This is a genomic window from Variovorax sp. 278MFTsu5.1 (assembly GCF_048305045.1).
GTDB classification, from domain to species: Bacteria; Pseudomonadota; Gammaproteobacteria; order Burkholderiales; family Burkholderiaceae_C; genus Variovorax; species Variovorax guangxiensis.
The window spans coordinates 1989094-2011554 of the sequence record NZ_CP157622.1 but is presented as its reverse complement, the minus strand read 5'-3'; the positions used below and the strand labels follow the sequence as shown (position 1 = coordinate 2011554).

General features: G+C 68.1%; 21 protein-coding genes. 7 read left to right on the top strand and 14 right to left on the bottom strand.

Features of this window, described 5'->3' with window-relative positions:
* Window positions 1-44 precede the first annotated feature (44 nt).
* Genes ABL844_RS08985 through ABL844_RS08975 form a run of 3 tightly spaced genes read right to left on the bottom strand, consistent with a single transcriptional unit; the run spans window position 45 to window position 3762 of the window.
* Window positions 45-836: an FAD binding domain-containing protein gene (locus tag ABL844_RS08985; RefSeq protein WP_418119630.1), complete on the bottom strand. Its 792-nt coding sequence runs from the start codon at window positions 834-836 to the stop codon at window positions 45-47.
* Window positions 837-866: 30 nt separating this feature from the next.
* Window positions 867-3254, bottom strand: a complete 2388-nt coding sequence (locus ABL844_RS08980; RefSeq protein ID WP_369659052.1) for a xanthine dehydrogenase family protein molybdopterin-binding subunit — start codon at window positions 3252-3254, stop codon at window positions 867-869.
* 10 nt (window positions 3255-3264) lie between these two features.
* Window positions 3265-3762, bottom strand: a complete 498-nt coding sequence (locus ABL844_RS08975; RefSeq protein WP_418131034.1) for a (2Fe-2S)-binding protein — start codon at window positions 3760-3762, stop codon at window positions 3265-3267.
* Window positions 3763-3940: 178 nt separating this feature from the next.
* On the opposite strand from ABL844_RS08975, the gene ABL844_RS08970 reads away from it, so the two are divergent.
* Window positions 3941-5089 carry a helix-turn-helix domain-containing protein gene (locus ABL844_RS08970; RefSeq protein WP_418131033.1) on the top strand — a complete coding sequence of 383 codons (1149 nt, stop codon included), beginning with the start codon at window positions 3941-3943 and terminating at the stop codon, window positions 5087-5089.
* 27 nt (window positions 5090-5116) lie between these two features.
* Here ABL844_RS08970 and ABL844_RS08965 read toward each other — a convergent pair whose 3' ends face one another.
* The 8 genes from ABL844_RS08965 to ABL844_RS08930 form a co-directional block, all read right to left on the bottom strand.
* A complete protein-coding gene (locus ABL844_RS08965; protein WP_418131032.1) occupies window positions 5117-5494 on the bottom strand; it encodes a nuclear transport factor 2 family protein in 378 nt (125 codons plus the stop codon).
* A 140-nt stretch (window positions 5495-5634) separates the two neighbouring features.
* Complete coding sequence (locus ABL844_RS08960) at window positions 5635-7107, bottom strand: M81 family metallopeptidase (protein ID WP_418131031.1); 1473 nt, start codon at window positions 7105-7107, stop codon at window positions 5635-5637.
* Entirely contained in the window at window positions 7104-8360 is a 1257-nt protein-coding gene (locus ABL844_RS08955) for a Zn-dependent hydrolase (RefSeq protein ID WP_418131030.1), read from the bottom strand. The genes ABL844_RS08960 and ABL844_RS08955 overlap by 4 nt, the downstream gene beginning before the upstream one ends.
* A 31-nt stretch (window positions 8361-8391) precedes the next feature.
* On the bottom strand, window positions 8392-9096 hold the full coding sequence (locus ABL844_RS08950) for an ABC transporter ATP-binding protein (RefSeq protein ID WP_418131029.1): 705 nt from the start codon (window positions 9094-9096) through the stop codon (window positions 8392-8394).
* A complete protein-coding gene (locus ABL844_RS08945) occupies window positions 9093-9860 on the bottom strand; it encodes an ABC transporter ATP-binding protein (RefSeq protein ID WP_418131028.1) in 768 nt (255 codons plus the stop codon). Before ABL844_RS08945 ends, ABL844_RS08950 begins: the two co-directional genes overlap by 4 nt.
* Entirely contained in the window at window positions 9857-10816 is a 960-nt protein-coding gene (locus ABL844_RS08940) for a branched-chain amino acid ABC transporter permease (RefSeq protein ID WP_418131027.1), read from the bottom strand. The genes ABL844_RS08945 and ABL844_RS08940 overlap by 4 nt, the downstream gene beginning before the upstream one ends.
* An 11-nt stretch (window positions 10817-10827) precedes the next feature.
* Window positions 10828-11688: a branched-chain amino acid ABC transporter permease gene (locus ABL844_RS08935; RefSeq protein ID WP_418131026.1), complete on the bottom strand. Its 861-nt coding sequence runs from the start codon at window positions 11686-11688 to the stop codon at window positions 10828-10830.
* 27 nt (window positions 11689-11715) lie between these two features.
* Window positions 11716-12921 carry an ABC transporter substrate-binding protein gene (locus tag ABL844_RS08930; protein ID WP_184635761.1) on the bottom strand — a complete coding sequence of 402 codons (1206 nt, stop codon included), beginning with the start codon at window positions 12919-12921 and terminating at the stop codon, window positions 11716-11718.
* 220 nt (window positions 12922-13141) lie between these two features.
* Here ABL844_RS08930 and ABL844_RS08925 point away from each other — a divergent pair, with 220 nt between their 5' ends.
* Entirely contained in the window at window positions 13142-13906 is a 765-nt protein-coding gene (locus ABL844_RS08925; protein ID WP_126022887.1) for a FadR/GntR family transcriptional regulator, read from the top strand.
* Between the two features lie 17 nt (window positions 13907-13923).
* On the opposite strand, the gene ABL844_RS08920 is transcribed toward ABL844_RS08925, so the two are convergent.
* Entirely contained in the window at window positions 13924-14883 is a 960-nt protein-coding gene (locus tag ABL844_RS08920) for a LysR family transcriptional regulator (RefSeq protein WP_418131025.1), read from the bottom strand.
* A 106-nt stretch (window positions 14884-14989) separates the two neighbouring features.
* Here ABL844_RS08920 and ABL844_RS08915 point away from each other — a divergent pair, with 106 nt between their 5' ends.
* Both ABL844_RS08915 and ABL844_RS08910 read left to right on the top strand, forming a co-directional pair.
* On the top strand, window positions 14990-16348 hold the full coding sequence (locus tag ABL844_RS08915; protein WP_369659058.1) for an aspartate aminotransferase family protein: 1359 nt from the start codon (window positions 14990-14992) through the stop codon (window positions 16346-16348).
* Window positions 16349-16444: 96 nt separating this feature from the next.
* Window positions 16445-17887, top strand: coding sequence for an MFS transporter (locus ABL844_RS08910; RefSeq protein WP_369659059.1), 1443 nt, complete (start codon window positions 16445-16447; stop codon window positions 17885-17887).
* 16 nt (window positions 17888-17903) lie between these two features.
* Here the strand turns inward: ABL844_RS08910 and ABL844_RS08905 are convergent, their stop codons facing one another.
* Window positions 17904-19205: an SUMF1/EgtB/PvdO family nonheme iron enzyme gene (locus tag ABL844_RS08905; RefSeq protein WP_418131024.1), complete on the bottom strand. Its 1302-nt coding sequence runs from the start codon at window positions 19203-19205 to the stop codon at window positions 17904-17906.
* 175 nt (window positions 19206-19380) lie between these two features.
* Between ABL844_RS08905 and ABL844_RS08900 the strand changes: the two genes are divergently transcribed.
* The 3 genes from ABL844_RS08900 to ABL844_RS08890 all read left to right on the top strand — a co-directional run bounded on the left by ABL844_RS08900 (window position 19381) and on the right by ABL844_RS08890 (window position 22050).
* The gene (locus ABL844_RS08900) at window positions 19381-19920 is read left to right on the top strand and encodes a TRAP transporter small permease subunit (protein ID WP_176664638.1); all 540 of its coding nucleotides are present in this window, start codon (window positions 19381-19383) and stop codon (window positions 19918-19920) included.
* A 61-nt stretch (window positions 19921-19981) separates the two neighbouring features.
* Entirely contained in the window at window positions 19982-21532 is a 1551-nt protein-coding gene (locus ABL844_RS08895; RefSeq protein ID WP_184635750.1) for a TRAP transporter large permease, read from the top strand.
* Entirely contained in the window at window positions 21529-22050 is a 522-nt protein-coding gene (locus ABL844_RS08890; RefSeq protein ID WP_418131023.1) for a hypothetical protein, read from the top strand. The genes ABL844_RS08895 and ABL844_RS08890 overlap by 4 nt, the downstream gene beginning before the upstream one ends.
* A gap of 6 nt (window positions 22051-22056) precedes the next feature.
* Here ABL844_RS08890 and ABL844_RS08885 read toward each other — a convergent pair whose 3' ends face one another.
* Window positions 22057-22401: a hypothetical protein gene (locus tag ABL844_RS08885; protein ID WP_418125087.1), complete on the bottom strand. Its 345-nt coding sequence runs from the start codon at window positions 22399-22401 to the stop codon at window positions 22057-22059.
* Between the last annotated feature and the right edge of the window lie 60 nt (window positions 22402-22461).

The following is a 22461-nucleotide window of genomic DNA, read 5'->3' as shown; positions in this document are numbered from 1 at the left end:
TCCGCGAGAGCTTTGCGACTTCTGCGTTCGGCAATCCGATTTCGTCAGCCCAGCGCCTTGGTCACGGCCCTTTGCGTCAGCACGCTGATCAGGTTCGCGCGATACGCGGCCGAGGCATGCAGGTCGCTGTTGAGATCGCTCGCGTCGATCTTCACTGCAGCCGCTGCGGCAGCGGTGAAGCTCTTGTTGAGCGCGTCTTCCAGCCCGGCATGGCGGAACACGCCGTTGCCCGCGCCGGTGACCGCCACGCGCACGCCGCTGTCGTACTGCGCGAGGAACACGCCGACCAGCGGGAAGTTCGACGCCTTCTGGCGCAGCTTCTCGTACACGGCGCGCTTCGGAATCGGGAAGCGGATCGCGGTGATCAGCTCGCCGTCTTCCAGCGCCGTGGTGAAGAGGCCGAGGAAGAAGTCGTCGGCCGCGATCTCTCGCCTGGACGTGACGATGGTCGCGCCCGAGGCCAGCACCGCGCTGGGGTAGCACGCTGCCGGGTCGTTGTTGGCCACCGAGCCGCCGATGGTGCCCATCGCGCGCACCTGACGGTCGCCGATGCGCGAGGCCAGGTCGGCCAGCGCCGGGTAGGCAGCCTTCACGTCGGCGTTGTTCGCCACGTCGAGGTGGCGCGACATGGCGCCGACGGTGATGGCGTTACCGTTCTTCGTAATGCCGGTGAGCTCCTTGATGCCGCTCAGGTCCACGAGCTGCTCGGGTGCGGAAAGCCGCAGCTTCATCGAGGCCAGCAGGGTCTGTCCGCCGGCCAGCGGCTTGGCGCCGGCGGCCACGAGTCGTGCCGCGTCGGCCACCGAGTCGGGCCGTTCGAGTGTGAAGGCATACATGGTGTGATTCCTTCTTTATTCGTTCTTGGTTCAGGGGTTGGCGGCTGCGGACTGCATCGCCTCCCACACGCGGGCGGGGGAAGCGGGCATGTCGAAATCCTTGACGCCCAGCGGCGCCAGCGCATCGAGCACGGCATTGATCACGGCCGGCGGCGAGCCGATGGCCCCCGCCTCGCCGCAGCCCTTGGTGCCCAGCGGGTTGTGCGTGCACGGGGTGCACACGGTGTCGAGCTTGAACTGCGGGAAGTCGCCGGCGCGCGGCATCGCGTAGTCCATGAAGCTGCCGGTGAGCAGCTGGCCGGTCTCGTTGTCGTAGACGCAGTTCTCCAGCAGCGCCTGGCCGATGCCCTGCACCAGCCCGCCGTGCACCTGGCCCTCGACGATCATAGGGTTGATGATGGTGCCGAAGTCGTCCACCGCGGTGAAGCGGTCCACGCGCACCTCGCCGGTCTGCTTGTCGACCTCGACCTCGCAGATGTAGGTGCCGCCGGGGAATGTGAAGTTGGTCGGGTCGTAGAAGGCGGTTTCGTTCAGGCCGGGCTCGAGTTTGTCGAGCGGGTAGTTGTGCGGCACGTAGGCAGTCAGCGCCACTTGGCCGAACGGGATCTTCTTGTCGGTGCCCTTGACCGTGAACTCGCCGTTGGCGAACTCGATGTCGGCGTCGCTCGCCTCCATCAGGTGCGCGGCGATCTTGCGGGCCTTGGTCTCGATCTTGTCGAGCGCCTTCATGATGGCCGCGCCGCCCACCGAGATGGAGCGCGAGCCGTAGGTGCCCATGCCGAAGGGCACGCGGCCGGTGTCGCCGTGCACCACGTCGACGTTCTCGACCGGAATGCCCAGCCGCGCCGCCACCACCTGCGCGAAAGTGGTCTCGTGGCCCTGGCCGTGGCTGTGCGAGCCGGTGAACACCGTCACGCTGCCGGTGGGGTGCACGCGGATCTCGCCGCACTCGAACAGGCCCGCTCGCGCACCTAGCGCGCCCGCGATGTTCGACGGAGCGATGCCGCAGGCCTCGATGTAGCTCGAATACCCGATGCCGCGCAGCTTGCCCTTGGCCTCGCTGGCCGTCTTGCGCGCGGCGTAGCCGTCGACCTCGGCGAGCACGCGGGCCTTGTCCATGCAGGCGTGGAAGTCGCCGGTGTCGTACTGCAGCGCCACCGGCGTCTGGTACGGGAAGGCGGTGATGAAGTTGCGCTTGCGGATCTCGTCCTGCCCCAGGTTCATCTCCCAGGCACAGCGCGACACCAGCCGCTCCAGCAGGTAGGTGGCCTCGGGCCGCCCAGCCCCGCGGTAGGCATCGACTGGCGCGGTATTGGTGAACCAGGCGTCCACCTCGACGTAGATCTGCGGCGTGGTGTACTGGCCAGCCAGCAGCGTGGCATAGAGGATGGTCGGCACCGCCGTCGAGAAGGTCGACAGGTAGGCGCCGAGGTTGGCATCGGTATGCACGCGCAGCGCGAGGAACTTGCCATCCTTGTCCATCGCCATCTCGGCGTGGCTCACGTGGTCGCGGCCATGGGCGTCGGAGAGGAAACACTCCGAACGGTCGGCCGTCCACTTGATGTTGCGGTTGAGCTGCCTGGCGGCCCAGGTCAGGCACACGTCCTCGGCGTACAGGAAGATCTTGGAGCCGAAGCCGCCGCCCACATCGGGCGCGATCACTCGCACCTTGTGCTCGGGCAGGCCCAGCACGAAGGCCGTCATCAGCAGGCGCTCGACGTGCGGGTTCTGGTTGGACACGTACAGCGTGTAGTCGTCGCCCGCGCGGTTGTAGCTGCCGATGGCCACGCGCGGCTCGATGGGGTTGGGCACCAGCCGGTTGTTGACCAGGTCGAGCTTCGTCACGTGCGCGGCGCTCGCGAACACCGCGTCGACCGCCGCCTTGTCGCCCAGCGCCCACTTGTAGCACTGGTTGTCGGGGGCTTCGTCGTGCAGCGTGACGCCACCGGACTTCTTCGCGGCGTCGGCCACGCTCACCAGCGCGGGCAGCACCTCGTAGTCGACCACCACCGCCTCGGCGGCGTTCCTCGCCTGCTCGACCGTCTCGGCCACCACCATGGCCACGTGGTCGCCGACGTAGCGCACCTTCCTGATCGCGAGGATCGGGTGCATCGGCTCCTTCATCGGGGTGCCGTCGGGGTTGTTGATGAGCCAGCCGCAGGGCAGCCCGCCCATCTTTCCCTCGATGTCCTTGCCGCTGAAGATGCCGACCACGCCGGGCATCTTCAGCGCCTGGGCGGTGTCGACCGACTTGATGAGGGCGTGCGCGTGCGGCGAGCGCACGAAGACCGCATGGCTCTGGTTGGCCAGCGTGATGTCGTCGGTGTAGTTGCCCGCGCCGGTGAGGAAGCGGTAGTCCTCCTTGCGGCGGACCGCCTCGCCGATGTGCGGCAGGTTCGAGAAATCGGAAGCGCCCATGTCGCTCTCCTCAGGCCGTGGCCGTTGCCTTGACGGGAGTGCCCGAGGCCATGGCCTCGCCGCCCATCTTCACTGCCTTGACGATGTTCTGGTAGCCCGTGCAGCGGCACAGGTTTCCGTCGAGCAGTTCGCGGATCTCGGATTCGCTCGACTTGGGGTGGTGGGTGCACAGATCGATGGCGCTCATGACCATGCCCGGGGTGCAGAAGCCGCACTGCAGGCCGTGGCACTCCTTGAAGGCCGCCTGCATGGGATGCATGGTGCCGTCGGCCTCGGCGATGCCCTCGATGGTGGTGATGTCGGCGCCGGCGGCCTGGGCCACCAGCACGTTGCACGACTTGACGGCCCGGCCGTTCACATGGACGGTGCAGGCGCCGCACTGGGCGGTGTCGCAGCCGACGTGGGTTCCGGTGAGATGGAGATGCTCGCGCAGAGCGTGTACGAGGAAGGTGTTGGGAGGAGCGTCGACCGTGACCTGGCGGCCGTTGACCTTGAAAGCGACCTGCATTTGGCTGTCTCCGTAAAAGGTGATGGCTGTTTCAGCGAAAGCATCTTGGATGCCGACCTTTGGCACTATCCTAGGCAAAACCCTTGACACTTGCACAGAGCGCGCGAAATTCTCAAAATGAAACAGCTTGCCATCCGGCGGGCCAGGAAAAGCCTGCATACATGCGCGAAAAACCACGATGTCTGTATCAATCGTTTCGCAGCCGCCTGAGCGTTCCCTGGCAATTGCCCAAGCCCGCCGCGAACTGATCGAAGGCGAGCCGGCGCCCCGCGCACGCGGCGCCGCCTGCATCGACTCGTGGATCACCCGCTCCTGGCAGCGCTGCATCGAGGCCGGCCGCCAGCCGCAGCAGCGCGTCAACTTCGATCCGGTGAGCCGCTCGGCCAGCATCGACATCGTCGAGCGCAACCGGGCGCTCGTCGCCGCGGCCCGGCCGGTGATAGAGCAGCTCTCCCGCGCCATCGCCGACACACGCTATTTCGCCGTTCTCACCGATGCCCAGGGCATCGTGGTCGAAGTGGGCAACCTGCCCGACGGCACCGATGCGGCGAGCCGCTACGCGCGCGATATCGCCCGCATCGGCGTCGATCTTTCGGAGCGCGCCATCGGCACCAGCGCCATCGGCACGGCGCTGGCCGAGCAGGAATCGGTATGGCTGCACCGCGGCGAGCACTTCTTCGACGACACCAGCGTCTACAGCTGCGCCGGAGCCCCGCTCTTCGGTCCCCGGGGCGACTGCATCGGCATGCTCGACCTGACCGGAGTGCACGTGGTGGAGCGCCCCGAGCTGCGCCACCTGGCGACCCTGTCGGCGCGCAACATAGAGAACATGCTGGTGATGCGCGAGCCCTGCGAGCTGCTGCTGCACCTGGCCTGGCCGGGCAGTTCGGGCGGCGAGGCCACCGAGGGGCTGCTGTGCATCGACGCCGTGGGCAACGTGACGGGCGCCAACGCGGCGGCACGTCAGATGCTGCACCAGCCGCTGTCGCGCAGCGAGCACGCCCTGAACTTCAACGACCTGTTCGCCCTGCCACTTCACATGATGTTCGACGCGGCCCGCCGCGGCGACGCCGTGCTCGAGGTGCCGCTGTGGTCCGGCCTGCGGGTGCAGGTGCGGCCACGGCGCGGCGGCAGCAAGGGCCCGTCCGCCACCTCCCTTTCCACCGACAGCCGGCCGAGGCTGCGCGATGTGGAAACCGCGCTGATCCGCAAGGCGGTGGCCGATGCGCGCGGCAACGTGGCGGAGGCCGCGCGCACATTGGGCATCAGCCGGGCGACCGTCTACCGCAAGCTGTGGCGCGGGCGGCCTGCCGGGGCTCCGGACTGAAGCAGGCCCCGGCCGTTCAGTCTTCGTTCAGGCGCCGACCGGCACCTTGTCCAGGAAGCCCGTCACCGAACGCAGCTTGCCTGCGTCGACCTGCGCAAAGTCGGTACCCTGGATCAGGTCTTCGGCACCGCTCGGTCCCAGCGTCCACGAGAAGCGCAGATGGTCACCGTACGAGTCGGCCTTGCCCAGCAGGTTGAAGCGGAAGCCCGGGTAGCGCTGGTGAACCGCGCCGACCAGCGCGCTGATCTGCTCGTGCCCGCTGGCCTGCGCGATCGGGTCGACGTAGTGCGCGTCGGCGGTCCAGCCGGCCTCGATCAGCGCGGCGCGGCGGGCCGCGTCGGTCTCGTTCCAGACAGCGATGTAGCGTTGGGCAATGGTGGTGGCATCGTGTGCAGCGGTGTTCATGGTGACCATTCCTTTGGTGGTTTCCGGCCCGCAACATCGCGGGGTGAAGGAATGGTCGCGCCGCACGCGATCCGGGTCGATGACCTCTCGGGTCATGGAATGCGGCTGCCGGAGGCCCCCTTCCCCACCGCTCCTCGCGATCACATGGCGTCGAGGGGAAAGACCGGCCGGTGCACCTTGCCGAACGGGAACAGGCTGTAGTCCGAACTGGTGACACCGGGGCTGTCGCACTCCACCAGCGCGGCGGAGAGCGGCTCGAACACCGGCCGGCAGTACATGCGCGACTTGAGCAGCAGAAAGCGTTCCTTTCGTGGATCGAGCCCCGCGCATTCGAAGACGCCGATGTCCCACGGCTCCTGCGTGCGCTCGGTCACCACGATGCGCGCCGCGCCCGTGTCGAAGAGCACCGTGCGGCCCATGCTGCTGTGCTGGCCGGTGTAGGTGGGGCCGGTGATGACGTACTCGCCGTTGGAGATGGTGCGCACCGTGCCCGTCAGCAGCACCGGCGTTTTCTCCAGCCCGATGCCCGCGAGCGAGACCTTGTTGCCCAGCGCCACCGTCACCTGCGCGCCCTCGCCGGCCGCGACGAGCTGCGCCACCGCCTCGGGGTCGCACAGCGGACCGACGCCGATGCCGTGCAGCCCCTGCGCCAGCGCTTCCTGCAGCACGTCCATGGTGTCGCAGCTTCCGCCGGACATGCAGTTGTCGCCATGATCGAGCAGCAGCACCGGGCGCGTCGCGCTCTCGGCAATCAGCTTCGCACGCGCGACCGACTCCGCCAGCGGCTCGCTGCGGTAGACGAAGGACTCGCGCTGTGCCCACATCTGCGCCGCGATGCGGTCGGCCGTGGCCTGCGCGCGTTCGGGCGAATGCGCATCGACGGCGATCACGCTCATGCATGGCGCCTCGATGTCCGACAGCGAGAAGCCCGCGAGGATCGACACCGCCAGCGACTCCGCCTTTTCGGCTTCGCGCGCCGCCTCGATGGCCTGCTTCATCGCGCCGGAGAAGGAGGCGCTGCGCAGCGTGTGCGCCATCAGCGGCAGCCGGTGCCAGCGCATGTGCGGCTTGCTGCTCCCCGCGAGCATGTCGAGGAGCAGCCGCCCGGCATGCTCGCCGGTTTCGTACATGTCGACGTGCGGGTAGGTCTTGAAGCCGACGATCACGTCCGCGTTCTCCACCATCGCTGGTGTGACGTTGGCATGCAGGTCGAGCGCCACGCCGATGGGCACGCCCGGCGCCGCCGCACGAAGGCGCACCAGCAGGTCGCCTTCGCCGTCGGCGCTGTTGTGCGCGACCATCGCGCCGTGCAGGTCAAGCAGGATGGCGTCGCAGCCCGGGGCCGCATCGACGATGCATTGCGTCAGCTGCGTGTAGGCCTGCGCGTCGACCGGCCCGCTCGGGTTGGCCGAGGCCGACACCGGCGTGACCACCGTCGCGCCCGCCGCTTCGGCAAGGTCGATGAAGGCCGACATCGCGGTGCGCATGCCCTTGTTGTCGCGGTAGGCCTGTTCGCCGAAGGTCGGGCCGTCGGGCCCGAAGGCCGAGAGCGGCGTGGGCACGGGCGAGAAGGTATTGGTCTCGTGGTTCAGACGCGCGATCAGCACCTTCATTGCGCCACTCCCGCGCTGCGCAGCATCGCCTGCAGCAGCACGTTGCAGCCGGCCTCCAGGTGATCGGGCTGCGCGTCCTCGATCTCGTTGTGGCTGATGCCGTCGCGGCAGGGCACGAAGATCATCGCCGTGGGGCACACGCGCGCGAGGTACACCGCGTCGTGGCCCGCGCCGCTGATCACGTTCATCCAGCTCAGGCCCTGCGCCTGCGCGGCATCGCGCACGGCCGACACGAGCCCGGGCGTGAAGGGCTGCGGCGGGAAGTACACGACCTGCTCCACCGACATCTCGACCCTGACCTTCGCGGCGATGCGCTGCACGGTTTCCTTCAGCGCGGCGTCCAGCGCCGACAGCACCGTGTCGTCGGCCGCGCGCAGGTCGACGCTGAGCTTCACCCGGCCCGGGATCACGTTGCGCGAGTTCGGGTACGCGTCGATCCAGCCGACGGTGCCACGCGCATGCGGCGCATGGGCCAGCGCGATGCGGTTGACCTCGATCACGAGTTCGGAGGCGGCCAGCAGCGCGTCCTTGCGCAGCGCCATCGGCGTGGGGCCGGCATGGGCTTCCATGCCCTGCACCACCACGTCGTACCAGCGCTGGCCCAGCGCGCCTTCGACCACGCCGATGACGCGCTCGCTGGCTTCGAGCACCGGGCCCTGCTCGATGTGCGCCTCGAAGTACGCGCCCACCGGCGACGCTGCCGCCGAGACGGATGCGCTGCCCGCATAGCCGATGGCAGCCAGAGCGTCGGAGACGCTGATGCCGTCGTTGTCGCGCTGCGCCAGCGCATGCTCCAGCGTGAAGGCGCCGGCGAACACACCCGAGCCCATCATCACCGGCACGAAGCGCGAGCCTTCCTCGTTGGTCCACACCGCCACCTCGAGCGGCGCTTCGGTCTGAACCCCGGCGTCGTTCAGGGTGCGGATCACCTCCAGCCCGGCGAGCACGCCGTAGTTGCCGTCGAACTTGCCGCCCGTGGGCTGCGTGTCGATGTGGCTGCCCGTGGAGACGGGCGGCAGCGCGTCGTTGCGCCCGGCACGGCGCGCGAAGATGTTGCCGATGGCGTCCACGCGCACCTCGCAGCCCGCCTCGCGCGCCCAGCGCGAGAACAGGTCGCGGCCCTGGCGGTCGAGGTCGGTCAGCGCGATGCGGCAGACGCCGCCTTTCTCGGTGGCGCCGAGCTTCGCCAGTTCCATCAGCGAGTTCCAGAGCCGGCGGCCGTCGATGCGGAGTTCGTTGTGAGAGTTCTTCATGGCTTTCGAAAACGGTTGATGTGGAGAGCGCTCAGGCGAGCCCCACGCCCAGGTAGCGGTCTTTCACTTCGTGGTCGGCCATGAAGTCGGCATTGCCGGCCTCGTGCACGATCACGCCCTGCTCCACGATGTAGTGGCGGTCGGCCAGCTGCACGCAGACTTCCAGGTTCTGCTCGACCAGCAGGATCGCCACGCCGGCGGCCTTGATGGTCTTGAGCTGCGCGACGATCTCTTCGACGATCACCGGCGCCAGGCCTTCGACCGGCTCGTCGAGGATCAACACGCGCGGATGGTTCATCAGCGCCCGGCCGATGGCCAGCATCTGCTGCTCGCCGCCCGAGAGCTGCCCGCCGCCGTTGCGCCGGCGTTCCTTCAGGCGCGGGAAGATGCGGTAGATGTCGTCCAGCTGCCAGGGCGACTGGCGCCGCTGGCCGAGCAGCAGGTTCTCTTCCACCGTCAGCAGCTTGAAGATGCCGCGGTGCTCGGGCACCAGGCACACGCCGCGCGTGGCGATGCGGTGCGCGGGCATGCCCGCGATGTCGGCGCCCTGGAAGCGCACGCGTCCGCTCGTCGGCGTGACCGCGCCGGCAATGCTCTTGAGCGTGGTCGACTTGCCCGCGCCGTTGCGTCCCAGCAGCGTGACCAGCTCGGCCTCGCCCACGGTCATCGACACGCCCTGCAGCACATGGCTCTTGCCGTAGTGGGCATTCAGCTTCTCGACTTCGAGGATGTTCATGCCTTGCCTCCCGTGATCATGTTGCCGAGGTACGCAGTGCGCACGCGCGCGTCGGCGCGGATGTCGCCCGGAAGCCCCTCGGCCAGCACGCGGCCCAGCTGCATCACGGTCACGGTGTCGGAGATGTCCATCACGATGTTCATGTTGTGCTCGATGAGGACCACGGTGTGCGCGTCGCGCAGGCCGCGGATCAGCTGCTTCATGTCGTCGAGGTCGTCGATACCCATGCCCGATGTCGGCTCGTCGAGGAAGATCGCCTTCGGCCTCGCCGCAAGCGCCATGCCCACTTCGAGCCGGCGCTGCTGGCCGTGCGAGAGCTCGCCGGCCGGCGTGTTCGCCAGCCGCTCCAGCCCGATGCGCTGCAGCACCTCGTCGACGATCCGCGTGCAGGCCAGTTCGCCGACCGGCGCGCGCCAGCAGTTCATGGCCCGGCGCGGCGAAACGCCCTGCGCCGCCACGCGCAGGTTCTCACGCACCGGAAGGCTCAGGAACAGCGCGGTGACCTGGAAGGAACGTGCCATGCCGCGCTGCACGCGCTTGTGGTCGGGCTCGCGCGTCACGTCGTGGCCGTCGAACAGAATCCGCCCGCCGGTGGTCACGCCGGTGCCGGTGAGCATGTGGAACAGCGTGGTCTTGCCCGCGCCGTTGGGGCCGATCACCGAATGCACCGTGTTGCGCCGGATCTTCAGGTCGACCCCTCCGAGCGCCGCGAACTTGCCGTAGTGCTTGGTGACGCCTACGGCTTCGATGAGGACGTCGCTCATGCTTTTTCTCCTTGGGCGGCAGGCGAGACAGGGTCGGCCGGCGCCTTGCGGAAGATGCGCTTCCACGCGCTCTCGCCCAAGCCCCAGAGCCCGCGCTGCATGCCGATGCTCACACCGATCAGCAGGAGCCCCAGCAGCAGCAGCCAGCGCGGCCACAGCGTGGAGAGCCAGTCGGCCAGCAGCACGTAGAAGGCCGAGCCCAGCACCGAGGCGAAGAGGTTGCCGGTGCCGCCGATCACGGTGATGACCAGGATCATCTCGCTCGTGTGGTACTCGGCGTTCGACAGCGGCGCGATGCCGGTCATCATCGCGTGCAGCCCGCCCGCGAGGCCGGTGACGGCGCCCGAGATGACGAAGGCCAGCAGCTTGAAGCGCTTGAGGTCGTAGCCCACGGCGGCGGCACGATCCTCGTTGTCGCGGATGGCCAGCAGCGTGCGGCCGAAGACCGAATCGGTCACGCGCAGCAGCAGGCCGAAGGCGAACAGGAACACCACGGCCACGAAGGCGTAGTACTTCCAGGGCGTGTCCATGAAGCCGGGGCGCGGCACGTCGAGCAGGCCGTTGTCGCCGCCGGTGAGGCCGGTGGCGGTGTAGGCGATGAAATAGAACATCTGCGCGAAGGCCAGCGTGAGCATCACGAAGTAGGTGCCGCGCTGCCGGATGGCGACCCAGCCCACCACCGCCGCCCCGAGCGCACCCATCGCCGCGGCGGCGAGCAGCGCGAGCGGCATCGGCAGGCTCAGCCGCGTGAGCAGGATGGCGATGGTGTAGCTGCCCAGCCCGAAGAAGATGCCCTGCCCGAAGGAGAGCAGCCCGGTGTAGCCCAGCAGCAGGTTGCAGCCCAGCGCGGCCAGCGCGTAGATCAGCACCTCGCTGGCGAGCGAGCCCGAGCTCAGCACCAGCGGCAGGCCCAGCACCGCGATCAGCGCCAGGAGGAAAGTGATTTTTCTCGGCATGGCGTTTCCGTTCATGCTTTGCGGCCGAGCAGGCCATGCGGGCGCAACAGCAGCACGGCCGCCATCGCGATGTAGATCATCAGGCTCGCCCCCGGTGGCCAGATCGTGCTCATGAGGCTCTGCACGATGCCGATGAGCAGGCCGCCCACGAGCGCGCCACCGAAGCTGCCGAGCCCGCCGATCACCACCACAACGAAGGCCACGGCCAGCGCCTCGACACCCATGAAGGGCTCGGCGCCGCGGATCGGCGCGGCCAGCACGCCCGCCAGCGCCGCCGTGGCCGCTCCGAGCGCGAACACCAGGCTGAACACGCGGAACACGTTGATGCCGAGCAGCGACACCATCTCGGTCGACTCGCTGCCCGCGCGCACCGCGCTGCCCAGGCGAGTGCCCTCGAGCACCCACCACAGCAGCACCGCGAGCACGGCCGTGAAGCCGATCACGAAAAGCCGGTACTTCGGATAGACGAACGAGCCCCACATCACCACGCCCTGCAGCAGGTCGGGCGTGGCGACGCTGTTGCCCAGCGGGCCCCAGAACACGATCACCATCTCCTGCACCGCGAGCGCGAGGCCCACGGTGACGAGGATGTGAAACTCGTGCGCCTTGGCGTAGACGCGGCGCAGCAGCAGCTTCTCGGCCAGCCAGCCCAGCGCGCCCACGAAGAGCGGCACGAGCACCAGCGCGAGCCAGAAGTCCAGGCCCCATTGCATGGCCTGGAAGCAGAGATAGGCGCCCAGCAGATAGAAGGCCCCGTGCGCGAAGTTCACGAAGCGCAGCAGGCCGAACACGATGGACAGGCCGACCGCCAGCAGGAAATACAGCATGCCGATGCCGATTCCGTTGATGGTCTGGAGCAGGTAGACGGACATGGGCGAGTCGGTGTCCCTGTTGCTTCCTCAGGCCAGCTTGCAGCCGGTCTTGTCGACGGGGAGGAAGGACTTGCCGGAGCTCACCACGTCGACGTAATCTGCGGGGTTCGCCATCTTCGACTTGGCCTTGCCCTTGAGCAGGTAGTAGTCCTTGACGACCTGGTGGTCGGCCTTGCGGATCTCCTCGCTGCCGGTGAGTCCGTCGAACTTCATGCCCTCGAGCGCGGCGATCACCGCCTTCTGGTCGACCGAGCCGGCCTTCACGATGCCGTCGATCAGGATCTTGGTGCAGATGTACGAGCCGGCGAGGCTGTAGTTGGGCACGATCTTGAGCTTGTCGGCGGTGCGCTTCACCAGGTCCTTGTTGAGCGGCGTGTCGGCCGTGTGCCAGTACTGCGCGCCGAAGTAGACGCCGTCGCACAGGTCGGCGCCGAGTTCGTCGAACTGCTCCAGGCCCGAGGCCCAGGCCATGAGGATCGTCATGTTCTTGTGCATGCCGAAACTCACCGCCTGGCGCAGCGCGGCCGACGACTGGGCGCCGAAGTTCAGCAGCAGCAGCACGTCGGGCTTGGCGGCCATGGCGTTGGTGAGGTAGCCGCTGAACTCCTTCTCGGTGAGCGAGTGGTAGCTGTTGCCCACGTGCTCGATGCCTTTCTCCTGGAAGATGGTCTTGGCGGCGCTCAGCAGGCCGTCGCCGAACACGTACTGCGGCGTGATGGTGTACCAGCGCTTGGCCTTCGGCATGCTGGCGATCAGCGGGCGCACCGTCTGCTCGATCGCACCGAAGGTGGGCACCGACCAGCGGAAGGTGGCGGGGTTGCAGTCCTTGCCGGTGATCTCGTCGGCGCCCGCGGTGGTGATGAACAGGCCGCCGGCCTTCTCGGCCTCCTTGCCCATGGCCAGCGCCTCCGACGACAGGATGCCGCCCGCGAAGAACTTCGCGCCCTGCTGTTGCGAGGCTTCCTGCACCTTGCGCACGGCAGTGGCCGGCTTGCCTTCGGTATCGAGCACCGTGTAGGCCAGCGGACGCTTCAGCACGCTGCCGTACTGCTCGATGGCCAGCTTCATGCCCAGGTCGGCGAACTTGCCGTTGGCCGCGAACGCGCCCGACATCGGGACCGGGCAGCCGAATCGGATCGCGTCGGCCGACTGGGCGAAGGCGGCGCGGCCGCCCAGGAGCGAGGCGGGGGCAGCCGAGAGGGCGGCCAGCTGAAGAAGTTGTCTGCGTTGCATGAGTTCTCCGGTCGTTGGTGGGGAAGAAAGAAAGGGAACCAAGGGAAACGGGTGCCTGCGATTGCCGGCGAATTTAAGCGGATAAATTGGATTAATATGCTGGTAAAAACCCGCTAGCAAGCCCTGTGCCCAAGACCAGACCAATCCCCCGCACGGCGCCGTTTAAGATCGCGCGCTGTTGCGCATCCCGCGCATCTCCCGATGGGCATGGAGCGTTTCAATGAGAGTGGGGCAGAACCGTCCTAAGCGGCAGAAGCTCTCGGACGTCATCGTCGAAGACGTCAAGCGCTGGATCGTTGCGGAGCGCAAGCAGCCCGGCGACCGGCTACCGAACGAGAAGGAACTGATCGAGCTCTTCGGCTATTCGAAGAGCACCGTGCGCGAGGCGCTCAAGGCGCTGGAGGTGCGCGGCCTGATCTCCATCCGCACCGGGCCCGGCGGCGGTGCCTACCTGCAGCAGGTGTCGGTGGAGCACGCGTCGGAGCCGCTGCGCAACTTCCTGCACTTCCACCATCTCGACGGCCATCACATCTACCAGCTGCGCAAGGCGCTGGAGCCCGAGCTGGCCGTGAGCGTGGTGGGCAAGCTGACGCCCGAGCAGTTCGAGAAGCTGGAAGAAAACGTCCGGCTGTGCACGGTCGAACCGACCAGCGAGGACGAACTGCGCATCCAGCGCGAAGCCGAACTCGCCTTCCACACCATGCTGGCGGAGAGCTGCCCCAATCCGGTGCTCTCCTTCATGTGCCGCTTCCTCAACGACCTGCTGCGCGACCTCGTGGTCTACAAGAAGGCGCTCGACCATCACCACTTCGGCGAGGCGAACGTCGACTATCACACGCAGCTTCTCGCGGCCTACCGCAGGGAAGACGCCGACGAGGTGCGCCGCCTGATGACCGAGCACATGGTCGACGCCGAGCAGCACATGCACGAGATGGAGGCGCACATCGGCGCCAGGCACCTGCTGCTGCCGAGCGGGCAGCGCTGAGCTTTCGCCGACTTCTTCTACTTCCGGTGCGCCTGCTCCAGGCACTCCTGGAACGCCAGAACCGCCCGCGACGGCTTCGGCGAACGCCGCAGCAGGCTCACGAAGCGGCACGCATAGTTGAAACGCGCCGGCAGCACCGCCTTCATGAGCCCGCGCTCCTCGAACACCTGCGCGTAGTGGTCGGGCAGGAAGCCCAGGAAGCGCCCCGAGAGGATCAGCGTCGCGATCGCCTCCTGGTCGAAGCCCGTGGCCATGCGCGACAGCTTCGCGCGGTGGCTCAGCTCCATGTTGGGCGAGTGGTAGCCCAGCCCCGCGAAATGGTGCTCGCGCAGCCGCGCCCAGGTGAGCTTGTCGTGGCTCACGCCGAAGAGCGGATGCCCCGCGCCGCAGTAAAGCAGCATGGTCTCGTCGAACAGGTCGGCATACACCAGGCTCTTGGATGCGCGGTGCGCCGGGATGATGCCGATCTGGAAGTTGCCCTCCAGCACGCCCTGCTCGATGGCGTTGATCGAGCCCACGTGCACCGCCAGCCGCACCTCGGGCGCGATCTCGGTGAAGCGCGCGATCGCCTCGCCGATGCGCGCCTGCGGGTTGGTCGCCGTCTTGTCGAACAGCGCCACGTCGAGCTGTCCGCCCATGCGGTTGTGGATGTCGTCGATGCTGCCGCGGAAGGCGTCGACCGAGGCCAGCAGGCGCAGCGTCTCGTCGTACACGCGCTGCCCCTCGGCGGTGAGCGCGAAGCCCGCCCTGCCCCGCCGGCACAGCACCAGCCCCAAACGGGTTTCCAGGTCCTTCACATGGCGGCTCACGGTGGAGGTGCCGATGTTCAGCTCCAGCTCGGCGGCCGCCATGCCGCCGCAGTCGACCACGCTCCTGAACACCTTGAGCAGGCGCAGGTCCATGTCGCTGAGCTGCCCCAGCACGGCGCGGTTGCGGGTGCCGGAGGCACCATTTCGGGCTTTCGCCTTTACTTGCATGAAACGTCAAGTGAACATTGATATTGCGCCATTCTCCACACTGAAGGGCTTGCGAACAATCGGCGCATCCCTTCACCTCCGGAGCCCGCCGCGCGCGGGAATCGACATGACCCTCGCAGCAGCCCCTGCCCTCGAATCCGCATCGGCCGTGCGCACCGACGCCGCCTGGCTCGACGCGCACTGGATGCCCTACACCGGCAACCGCAACTTCAAGGCCGATCCGCGCATCGTCGTGGAAGCCAAGGGCGCCTACTTCACCGACTCCGAAGGCCGCAAGATCTTCGACGGCCTCTCGGGCCTGTGGTGCTCCGGCCTGGGCCACGGCCGCCCCGAGATCACCGAGGCGGTGAGCCGCCAGATCGCCAAGCTCGACTACTCGCCCGCCTTCCAGTTCGGCCATCCGCTCTCGTTCGAGCTGGCCAACAAGATCAAGGAGATGACGCCCGCCGGCCTCGACTACGTCTTCTTCACCGGCTCGGGCTCGGAAGCCGCCGACACTTCGCTGAAGCTGGCGCGCGCCTACTGGCGCACCAAGGGCCAGGCGAGCAAGACCCGCCTGATCGGCCGCGAGAAGGGCTACCACGGCGTCAACTACGGCGGCATCTCGGTCGGCGGCATCGCGGCCAACCGCAAGCTCTTCGGCCAGGGCGTGGAAGCAGACCACCTGCCGCACACGCAGCTCGCCTCGAACGCCTTCACGCGCGGCATGGCCGACAACGGCGTCGAGCTGGCCGACCGCCTGCTCGACATCATCGCGCTGCACGACGCATCGAACATCGCGGCCGTGATCGTCGAGCCCTTCGCGGGCTCGGCCGGCGTGGTGATCCCGCCCAAGGGCTACCTCAAGCGCCTGCGCGAGATCTGCACCGCCAACAACATCCTGCTGATCTTCGACGAGGTCATCACCGGCTTCGGCCGCTGCGGCGCGCTCACCGGCGCCGAGGCCTTCGGCGTGACGCCCGACATCATGAACATCGCCAAGCAGATCACCAACGGCGCGCAGCCCATGGGCGCGGTGGTGGCCAGCAAGGACATCTACGACACCTTCATGGCGGCGGGCGGCCCCGACTACATGCTCGAGTTCCCGCACGGCTACACCTACAGCGCGCACCCGGTGGCCTGCGCCGCCGGCATCGCCGCGCTCGACGTGCTGAAGAAGGAAGACATGATCGGCCGCGTGCAGGCATTGGCGCCGCACTTCGAGAACGCGGTGCACAGCCTGAAGGGCAGCAAGCACGTGACCGACATCCGCAACTACGGCCTGGCCGCCGGCCTGACCATCGCCGCCCTGCCGGGCGAGCCCGCGCGGCGCCCGTACGAGATCGCGATGAACTGCTGGAAGAAGGGCTTCTACGTGCGCTACGGCGGCGACACCATCCAGCTCGCCCCGCCCTTCATCGCGGAGAAGGCCGAGATCGACCGCATGGTGAACGCGCTGGCGGACGCGCTGGCCGAGACGGCCTGAGCCTTTAGCGTTAACTCGCCGGCAGGCGACGGCCCTGCAGCGGCACGGTCCTACACCCCGGCGGCCCGCGGATTCCCAGAATCTGCCGGGCTGCCGATGACAACGCTCCAAACAGACATCCCCGCCCGCCTCGACCGCCTGCCGTGGTCGCGCTGGCACTGGCGCGTGGTCATCGCGCTTGGCGTGGCCTGGGTGCTCGACGGGCTGGAGGTCACGCTGGTGGGCTCCATCGGCGCGGTGCTGGAGCGGCCCGACACGCTCGGGCTCACTGCCGGCGAGATCGGGCTGTCGGGCTCGGTGTACGTCGCGGGCGCGGTGCTCGGCGCCCTGCTCTTCGGCCGGATGACCGACCGGCTCGGGCGCAAGAAGCTCTTTCTCATCACGCTCGCGGTCTACACCGTCGGCACGCTGGCGACGGCCTTCTCGCCGAACTTCGCCTTCTTCGCGCTGTGCCGGTTCATCACCGGGCTGGGCATCGGCGGGGAGTACGCGGCCATCAACTCGGCCATCGACGAGCTGATTCCGGCGCGGGTGCGCGGGCGCGTGAATCTCGCGATCAACGGCAGCTTCTGGATCGGTGCCGCGCTGGGTGCGGCGCTCAGCCTCGTGCTGCTCGACGCGCGCGTGATCGGGCCGGTGTGGGGCTGGCGCGCAGGGTTCGCGCTGGGGGCGGTGCTGGCGGTGGCCATCCTGCTGGTGCGGCGCCACGTGCCCGAGAGTCCGCGGTGGCTGGTGGCGCACGGGCGGGCCGACGAGGCGAAGCGCATCGTCGATCGCATCGAAGCCGAGGTCGAGGCGCAACACGGCCCGCTGCCCGCGCCGCAGGGCTTCGTCGTGAACTACACGGCCGCGCGCCCGAACAGCCCGCCGATGCGCCAAGTGGCCCGGGTGCTGTTTCAGCGCTACCCGCAGCGCAGCGTGGTCGCGCTGGCGCTGATGATTTCGCAGGCCTTCTTCTACAACGCGATCTTCTTCACCTACGCGCTCGTGCTCACCCGCTTCTACGCCGTGCCCGAAGGCAACGTGGCGCTGTACATCTTTCCGTTCGCGCTGGGCAACGTGCTCGGGCCGCTGCTGCTGGGGCCGCTGTTCGACACCGTAGGCCGGCGCCGGATGATCGCGGCGACCTATGTGCTCGCGGGCATCGGCCTCGCGCTCACGGGCTGGGCGTTCATGCAGGGCTGGCTCGACGCGCGCGGGCAGGCGTTGTGCTGGTCGGCAGTGTTCTTCCTGGCATCGGCGGCGGCGAGTTCGGCGTACCTCACGGTGAGCGAGGTGTTTCCGCTGGAGATGCGCGCGATCGCCATCGCCATCTTCTACGCGGTGGGCATGGGTGCGGGCGGCTTCGCCGCGCCGCTGCTGTTCGGCCTGCTGATCGAGACCGGCAGCCGCGGCGCGGTGATGGTCGGCTACTGCATCGGCGCGGGGCTGGTCATCGTGGCGGGGCTGCTGGCGCTGCGCCATGCGGCCGACGCGGAACGCAAGCCGCTGGAGGAAGTGGCGCCGCCTCTGGCCTCCGAGGCCGGCGGGGAGCGCTGAGTGCCCTGACGCCGGGTCAGAGAGCGCAGGTCCGGAAGCCGAAGAAGCCGTCGTCGCGCTCCGGCAGCGCGAAGCCGCGGCGGCGCAGCGACCGCAAACGGGCACGTGTCGCGAACGAAGCGCCGCGCAGCACGCGCGCACGGCCGAAGGCAGCGGCCGGATCGAACTCGGTGCCCGCGCTCCACGGATCGGCCCGGTAGCCGGGCCAGGGCTGCAAGGTGCCCGAAGTCCACTCGTGCACGTCGGCCCAGCGGAAGCCGCGGCGCGCCGCCGTATGGGCGGCGATCTCCCATTCGACCTCGGTCGCCACGCGACGGCCGGCCCAGCGCGCCCAGGCGTCGGCCTCCCACCAGCTCAGGTGCACGGCGCTGTGATGGCCGGCCGCGCGCACGGTAGCGCCAAAGCGCTGCTGCAGCACCGAGCCGCCCGTGCCATTGCGCGCCGCGCCGATCTGCTCGATATGGCGCGGCCCGCGCCGGCCCTCGATCTGCGCCGAGAGCCAGCGCCAGCCTTCGCCATGCCAGAGCTCTTCGCGGTCGTAGCCGCCGTCCTCGACGAATTCGACGTACTGGTTCCAGGTGACGGGCTGGGCGTCGATCTCGAATTCGGGCACGTCCACCCGGTGCGCCGCGCGCTCCTGCGCGAAGGCGAAGCCGCTTTCGGGCATGCCCAGCTCCCAGCGCGTGGCCGGCAGCAGCAGCGGCTCGCGCGTGACGGCGATGGGCGCCTGTTCGACGCCCAGGGGCAGACCCAGCGTCTGCGCCATCACCACGAACTGCTCGCCGCGCATGTCTTCGTGAAACAGCGCGAGGCGGTAGAAGTAGAGGCCGGCGTCGGTCTCGGCGGCGTTGTCGAGCAGTTCGAGGGTGCTTTCCAGCGTCTCGAGCAGGTAGGCCTTGGTCTGGGCGAGGTCGGGCAGATCGGCCGGCCAGTGGTGGCCGGGGCCGACCTGGGCCGGGTTCCACCAGCCGTCGGCGCCGGGGTCGATGGCGGCCAGCCGCGTGGGCCGCACGGGGCAGTCGGTGCCGAAGGCCCGCTGGGTGTTGCGCCCTATCCACCATTCGGCGAACCAGCCGATATGGCCCGCCAGCCAGACCGGAGGCACCACGTCTTCCTCTCCAGGCGCGGGCGGCAGGGCCAGGGCCTCGGCTCCGAGCGCCTGCTCATAGAGCGACAGCAAGTGCAGCGTGTGGTTGCGCGCGTCGATCAACGCCAGCGACAGGAGCTCGCGCCCGGCCCGGCACATGTCGGGCGAATCGATGGAATGGGGCTGGCCAGCGGCGCCCGAGGGCGTGGAAGGCGGAAGGCGCGAGGACATGGAAGATTATGGCGACCGGCCCGCCGCCCGGCCGGCCAGGTGGGCCCGCATTCCGGGTAAACCCCGCCCCCGGTTGCAAGGCAATACAAAGGTTCACCGGGGTAACATCGCGGGCTTTGCGCAGCCCCCACCAGGGGCCGGCGCTCCATCATCGGGATTCGTGGGAGACACCCCCTTGTCTGCATTCCTCAAGTTCGCGACCGGCATGGACTGGATCAGCGAAAAACTCGGCAAGATCGCCGGCTACGCCGTCCTCGCGGCATCGCTCATCTCGGCCGGCAACGCACTCATCCGCTATGGGCTCGATTTCAGCAGCAACGCCTGGCTGGAGATCCAGTGGTACCTGTTCGCCGCCACCGTGATGCTGGGCGCCCCCGTGGTGCTGCGCTTCAACGAGCACGTGCGCGTGGACATCATCTACGGCAAGCTCAAGGGCTACGGGCCGGTCTACGTGGACCTGTTCGGCCTGATCTTCTTCCTGCTTCCGGTGATGGGCCTCTTCACCTACCTCACCTGGCCCTTCTTCTGGAACATGTGGGTCACGGGCGAGATGTCGGGCAACATCGGCGGCCTCATCCGCTGGCCCGCCGCGCTGCTGATGCCGGTGGGCTTCGCGGCGATGTTCCTGCAGGGCGTCTCGGAAATCATCAAGCGCATCGCCTACCTGCGCGGCCTGATCGAGATGGACACGCACTACGAGAAGCCGGTGCAGTGACGGGCGCAGTTCCCCGCGCCCTCACGCCTTCGCCCTCTCCCGCACCGCAGGACAAGTAGAAATGCACATGGAAAATTTCGCCCCGATCATGTTCGCGGGGCTCGTGGTGATCATGCTGATCGGCTTTCCGGTCGCGTTCTCGCTCTCGGCCCTCGGCCTGATCTGCGGCTTCTTCGCCATCGAGATGGGCTGGTTCCCGGCCGGCTTCATGGCCAACCTGCCGCTGAATGTCTTCGGCATCCTCTCCAACGAAACGCTGCTCGCCATCCCGTTCTTCACATTGATGGGAGCGGTACTGGAGAAATGCGGGCTGGCCGAGGACATGCTCGACTCCATGGGCCAGCTCTTCGGCCCGGTGCGCGGCGGCCTCGGCTACTCGGTGATCATCGTGGGCTTCATCCTCGGCGCCATCACCGGCACGGTGGCCGGCCAGGTGATCGCGATGGCGATGATCTCGCTGCCGATCATGATGCGCTACGGCTACAACATGCGCTACTCCACCGGCGTGCTGGCGGCCTCGGGCACCATCACGCAGCTGGTGCCGCCCTCGCTGGTGCTGATCGTCATGGCCGACCAGCTCGGCACCGACGTGGGCCAGATGTACAAGGGCGCCTGGGGCCCCTCGATCCTGCAGGTGCTGATCTTCGCGATCTACACCTTCCTGGTCGGGCGCCTCTACCCGAGCTACGTGCCGGGCCTGCCGGCCAGCGCGCGCACGCTCAACGGCTGGGCGCTATGGGGCAAGTGCCTGCGCGGCATCATTCCCTCGGCCATCCTGATCTTCGCGGTGCTCGGCTCGATGGGCGGCCTGCCTTTCATGGACAAGGCCATCGCCACGCCGACCGAAGCGGGCGCCATGGGCGCGGTGGGCTCGCTGGTGCTGGCGCTGATCCACCGCCGCCTGAACTGGCAGCTGCTGAAGGACGCCATGGAAGGCACCATGCGCCTGACGGCCATGGTGGTGTTCATCCTGATCGGCTCGCGCGTGTTCTCGCTGGTGTTCCAGGGCGTGGACGGCGCCAAGTGGATCGAGCACATGCTCTCGGGCCTGCCCGGCGGGCAGGTCGGCTTCCTGATCGCGGTGAACATCTTCGTGTTCTTCCTCGCGTTCTTCCTCGACTTCTTCGAGATCGCCTTCATCATCCTGCCGCTGCTGGGCCCGGTGGCCCACAAGCTGGGCATCGACATGGTGTGGTTCGGCGTGCTGCTGTGCGTGAACATGCAGACCTCGTTCATGCACCCGCCCTTCGGCTTCGCGCTGTTCTACCTGCGCGGCATAGCGGACACGCTCTTCAAGAACGGGGCGCTGCCCAAGAAGGTGGAATCGCGCGACATCTACCTGGGCGCGGTGCCTTGGGTGGCGATGCAGCTGCTGCTGGTGGCCATCGTGATCTTCTTCCCGCAGACGGTCACCGTGTTCCTCGAGAAGGAAAAGGTCGTCGACATCGACAAGGTCAACCTCGACATGCCGGTGGAAGAGCAGCCAACCTCGCCCGAGAACAACGGCGTGAACATGGAAGACCCGTTCGGCAACGAGAAGAAGGACGAGCCCTCCACACCGCCGCCATCCACCGATGCGCCACCGGCTTCCGGTGAAGCCACCAAGCCGTGAGCGACCAAGCCCACGGCCCCGCTGAAGAACCAAAACAACAAGACGACGACAACAGCCCCGGCAACGACACGGCCGGGGGCATCATCGAAAGCCCCGCCTTCCCGCCGCTGCTGCGCACGCTGGCGGTGGTGCTCGTCATCGATCTCTTCGCATTCGCGATCTGGAGCCTGCCCTCGCTGCGCGCGGCCGACTGGTCGGCCAGCGCGCTGGTGGTGATGGGCATCGCGGCGCTGTGCGTGGTGTGGGTCGGCTACTGGATCGTCTACAGCCGCGCCCGGCTCGAGGGCGACGTGCTGGTGCAGACATGGCTCTGGGACAAGCGCGTGAGCGCGCAGGAAGTGGCACAGCTGAAGCTGGTGCACATCCGCATGCTGGAGCGCGTGATCGCGCCGCGCCTGCTGGTGCGCCGGCGCTTCGGCGGCATGACATGGTTCCATTCAGCCGATGCGGCCGTGCTCGTGGCCTTCGGCGAGCAGGTGGCGAAGCGGACCATTCCGCCTGCGCCGCCGCAGGCATAGCAAACCCTATCGGCGCAGCAGCAGCCGCATCGCTTCGCCGACGGCCTGCGGCTTGCCGGCGCCCTCACCGGCCGGGCAAATGGCGGCCTGCGCCCTCTCCTTGCCCTTCGGACCCACCGTCGCGTGGAGCCGCTCGCAATCGCAGCGCAGCCGGCCCTTCAGCGTCTTCGTGCGCGCATCGCGCAGCTCGGCCACCCAGCACGAATCGCCGCAGCCGCAGGAGCGGTACTCCAGCACCTCGCCGGGCGTGTTCCACGGCAGCGTGTAGATGCCCGTGCCGCCAGCGGCCTGGGCGGCCGGAGCAAGCGCGGCCATGAAGAGCAACGCGGCGAAGGACGACGTTCGGAGCATCGGGCGGGACCTGCTGGAAAGTGGAAAGCTGCGCATCGACGAAAAAAAGCCCCGCCGGGA

Bases quoted from the DNA above. Each gene is read 5' to 3' on its own strand.
- ABL844_RS08985 (WP_418119630.1), bottom strand. From the start codon at position 836: ATGTATGCCTTCACACTCGAACGGCCCGACTCGGTGGCCGACGCGGCA.
- ABL844_RS08980 (WP_369659052.1), bottom strand. From the start codon at position 3,254: ATGGGCGCTTCCGATTTCTCGAACCTGCCGCACATCGGCGAGGCGGTC.
- ABL844_RS08975 (WP_418131034.1), bottom strand. From the start codon at position 3,762: ATGCAGGTCGCTTTCAAGGTCAACGGCCGCCAGGTCACGGTCGACGCT.
- ABL844_RS08970 (WP_418131033.1), top strand. From the start codon at position 3,941: ATGTCTGTATCAATCGTTTCGCAGCCGCCTGAGCGTTCCCTGGCAATT.
- ABL844_RS08965 (WP_418131032.1), bottom strand. From the start codon at position 5,494: ATGAACACCGCTGCACACGATGCCACCACCATTGCCCAACGCTACATC.
- ABL844_RS08960 (WP_418131031.1), bottom strand. From the start codon at position 7,107: ATGAAGGTGCTGATCGCGCGTCTGAACCACGAGACCAATACCTTCTCG.
- ABL844_RS08955 (WP_418131030.1), bottom strand. From the start codon at position 8,360: ATGAAGAACTCTCACAACGAACTCCGCATCGACGGCCGCCGGCTCTGG.
- ABL844_RS08950 (WP_418131029.1), bottom strand. From the start codon at position 9,096: ATGAACATCCTCGAAGTCGAGAAGCTGAATGCCCACTACGGCAAGAGC.
- ABL844_RS08945 (WP_418131028.1), bottom strand. From the start codon at position 9,860: ATGAGCGACGTCCTCATCGAAGCCGTAGGCGTCACCAAGCACTACGGC.
- ABL844_RS08940 (WP_418131027.1), bottom strand. From the start codon at position 10,816: ATGCCGAGAAAAATCACTTTCCTCCTGGCGCTGATCGCGGTGCTGGGC.
- ABL844_RS08935 (WP_418131026.1), bottom strand. From the start codon at position 11,688: ATGTCCGTCTACCTGCTCCAGACCATCAACGGAATCGGCATCGGCATG.
- ABL844_RS08930 (WP_184635761.1), bottom strand. From the start codon at position 12,921: ATGCAACGCAGACAACTTCTTCAGCTGGCCGCCCTCTCGGCTGCCCCC.
- ABL844_RS08925 (WP_126022887.1), top strand. From the start codon at position 13,142: ATGAGAGTGGGGCAGAACCGTCCTAAGCGGCAGAAGCTCTCGGACGTC.
- ABL844_RS08920 (WP_418131025.1), bottom strand. From the start codon at position 14,883: ATGCAAGTAAAGGCGAAAGCCCGAAATGGTGCCTCCGGCACCCGCAAC.
- ABL844_RS08915 (WP_369659058.1), top strand. From the start codon at position 14,990: ATGACCCTCGCAGCAGCCCCTGCCCTCGAATCCGCATCGGCCGTGCGC.
- ABL844_RS08910 (WP_369659059.1), top strand. From the start codon at position 16,445: ATGACAACGCTCCAAACAGACATCCCCGCCCGCCTCGACCGCCTGCCG.
- ABL844_RS08905 (WP_418131024.1), bottom strand. From the start codon at position 19,205: ATGTCCTCGCGCCTTCCGCCTTCCACGCCCTCGGGCGCCGCTGGCCAG.
- ABL844_RS08895 (WP_184635750.1), top strand. From the start codon at position 19,982: ATGCACATGGAAAATTTCGCCCCGATCATGTTCGCGGGGCTCGTGGTG.
- ABL844_RS08885 (WP_418125087.1), bottom strand. From the start codon at position 22,401: ATGCTCCGAACGTCGTCCTTCGCCGCGTTGCTCTTCATGGCCGCGCTT.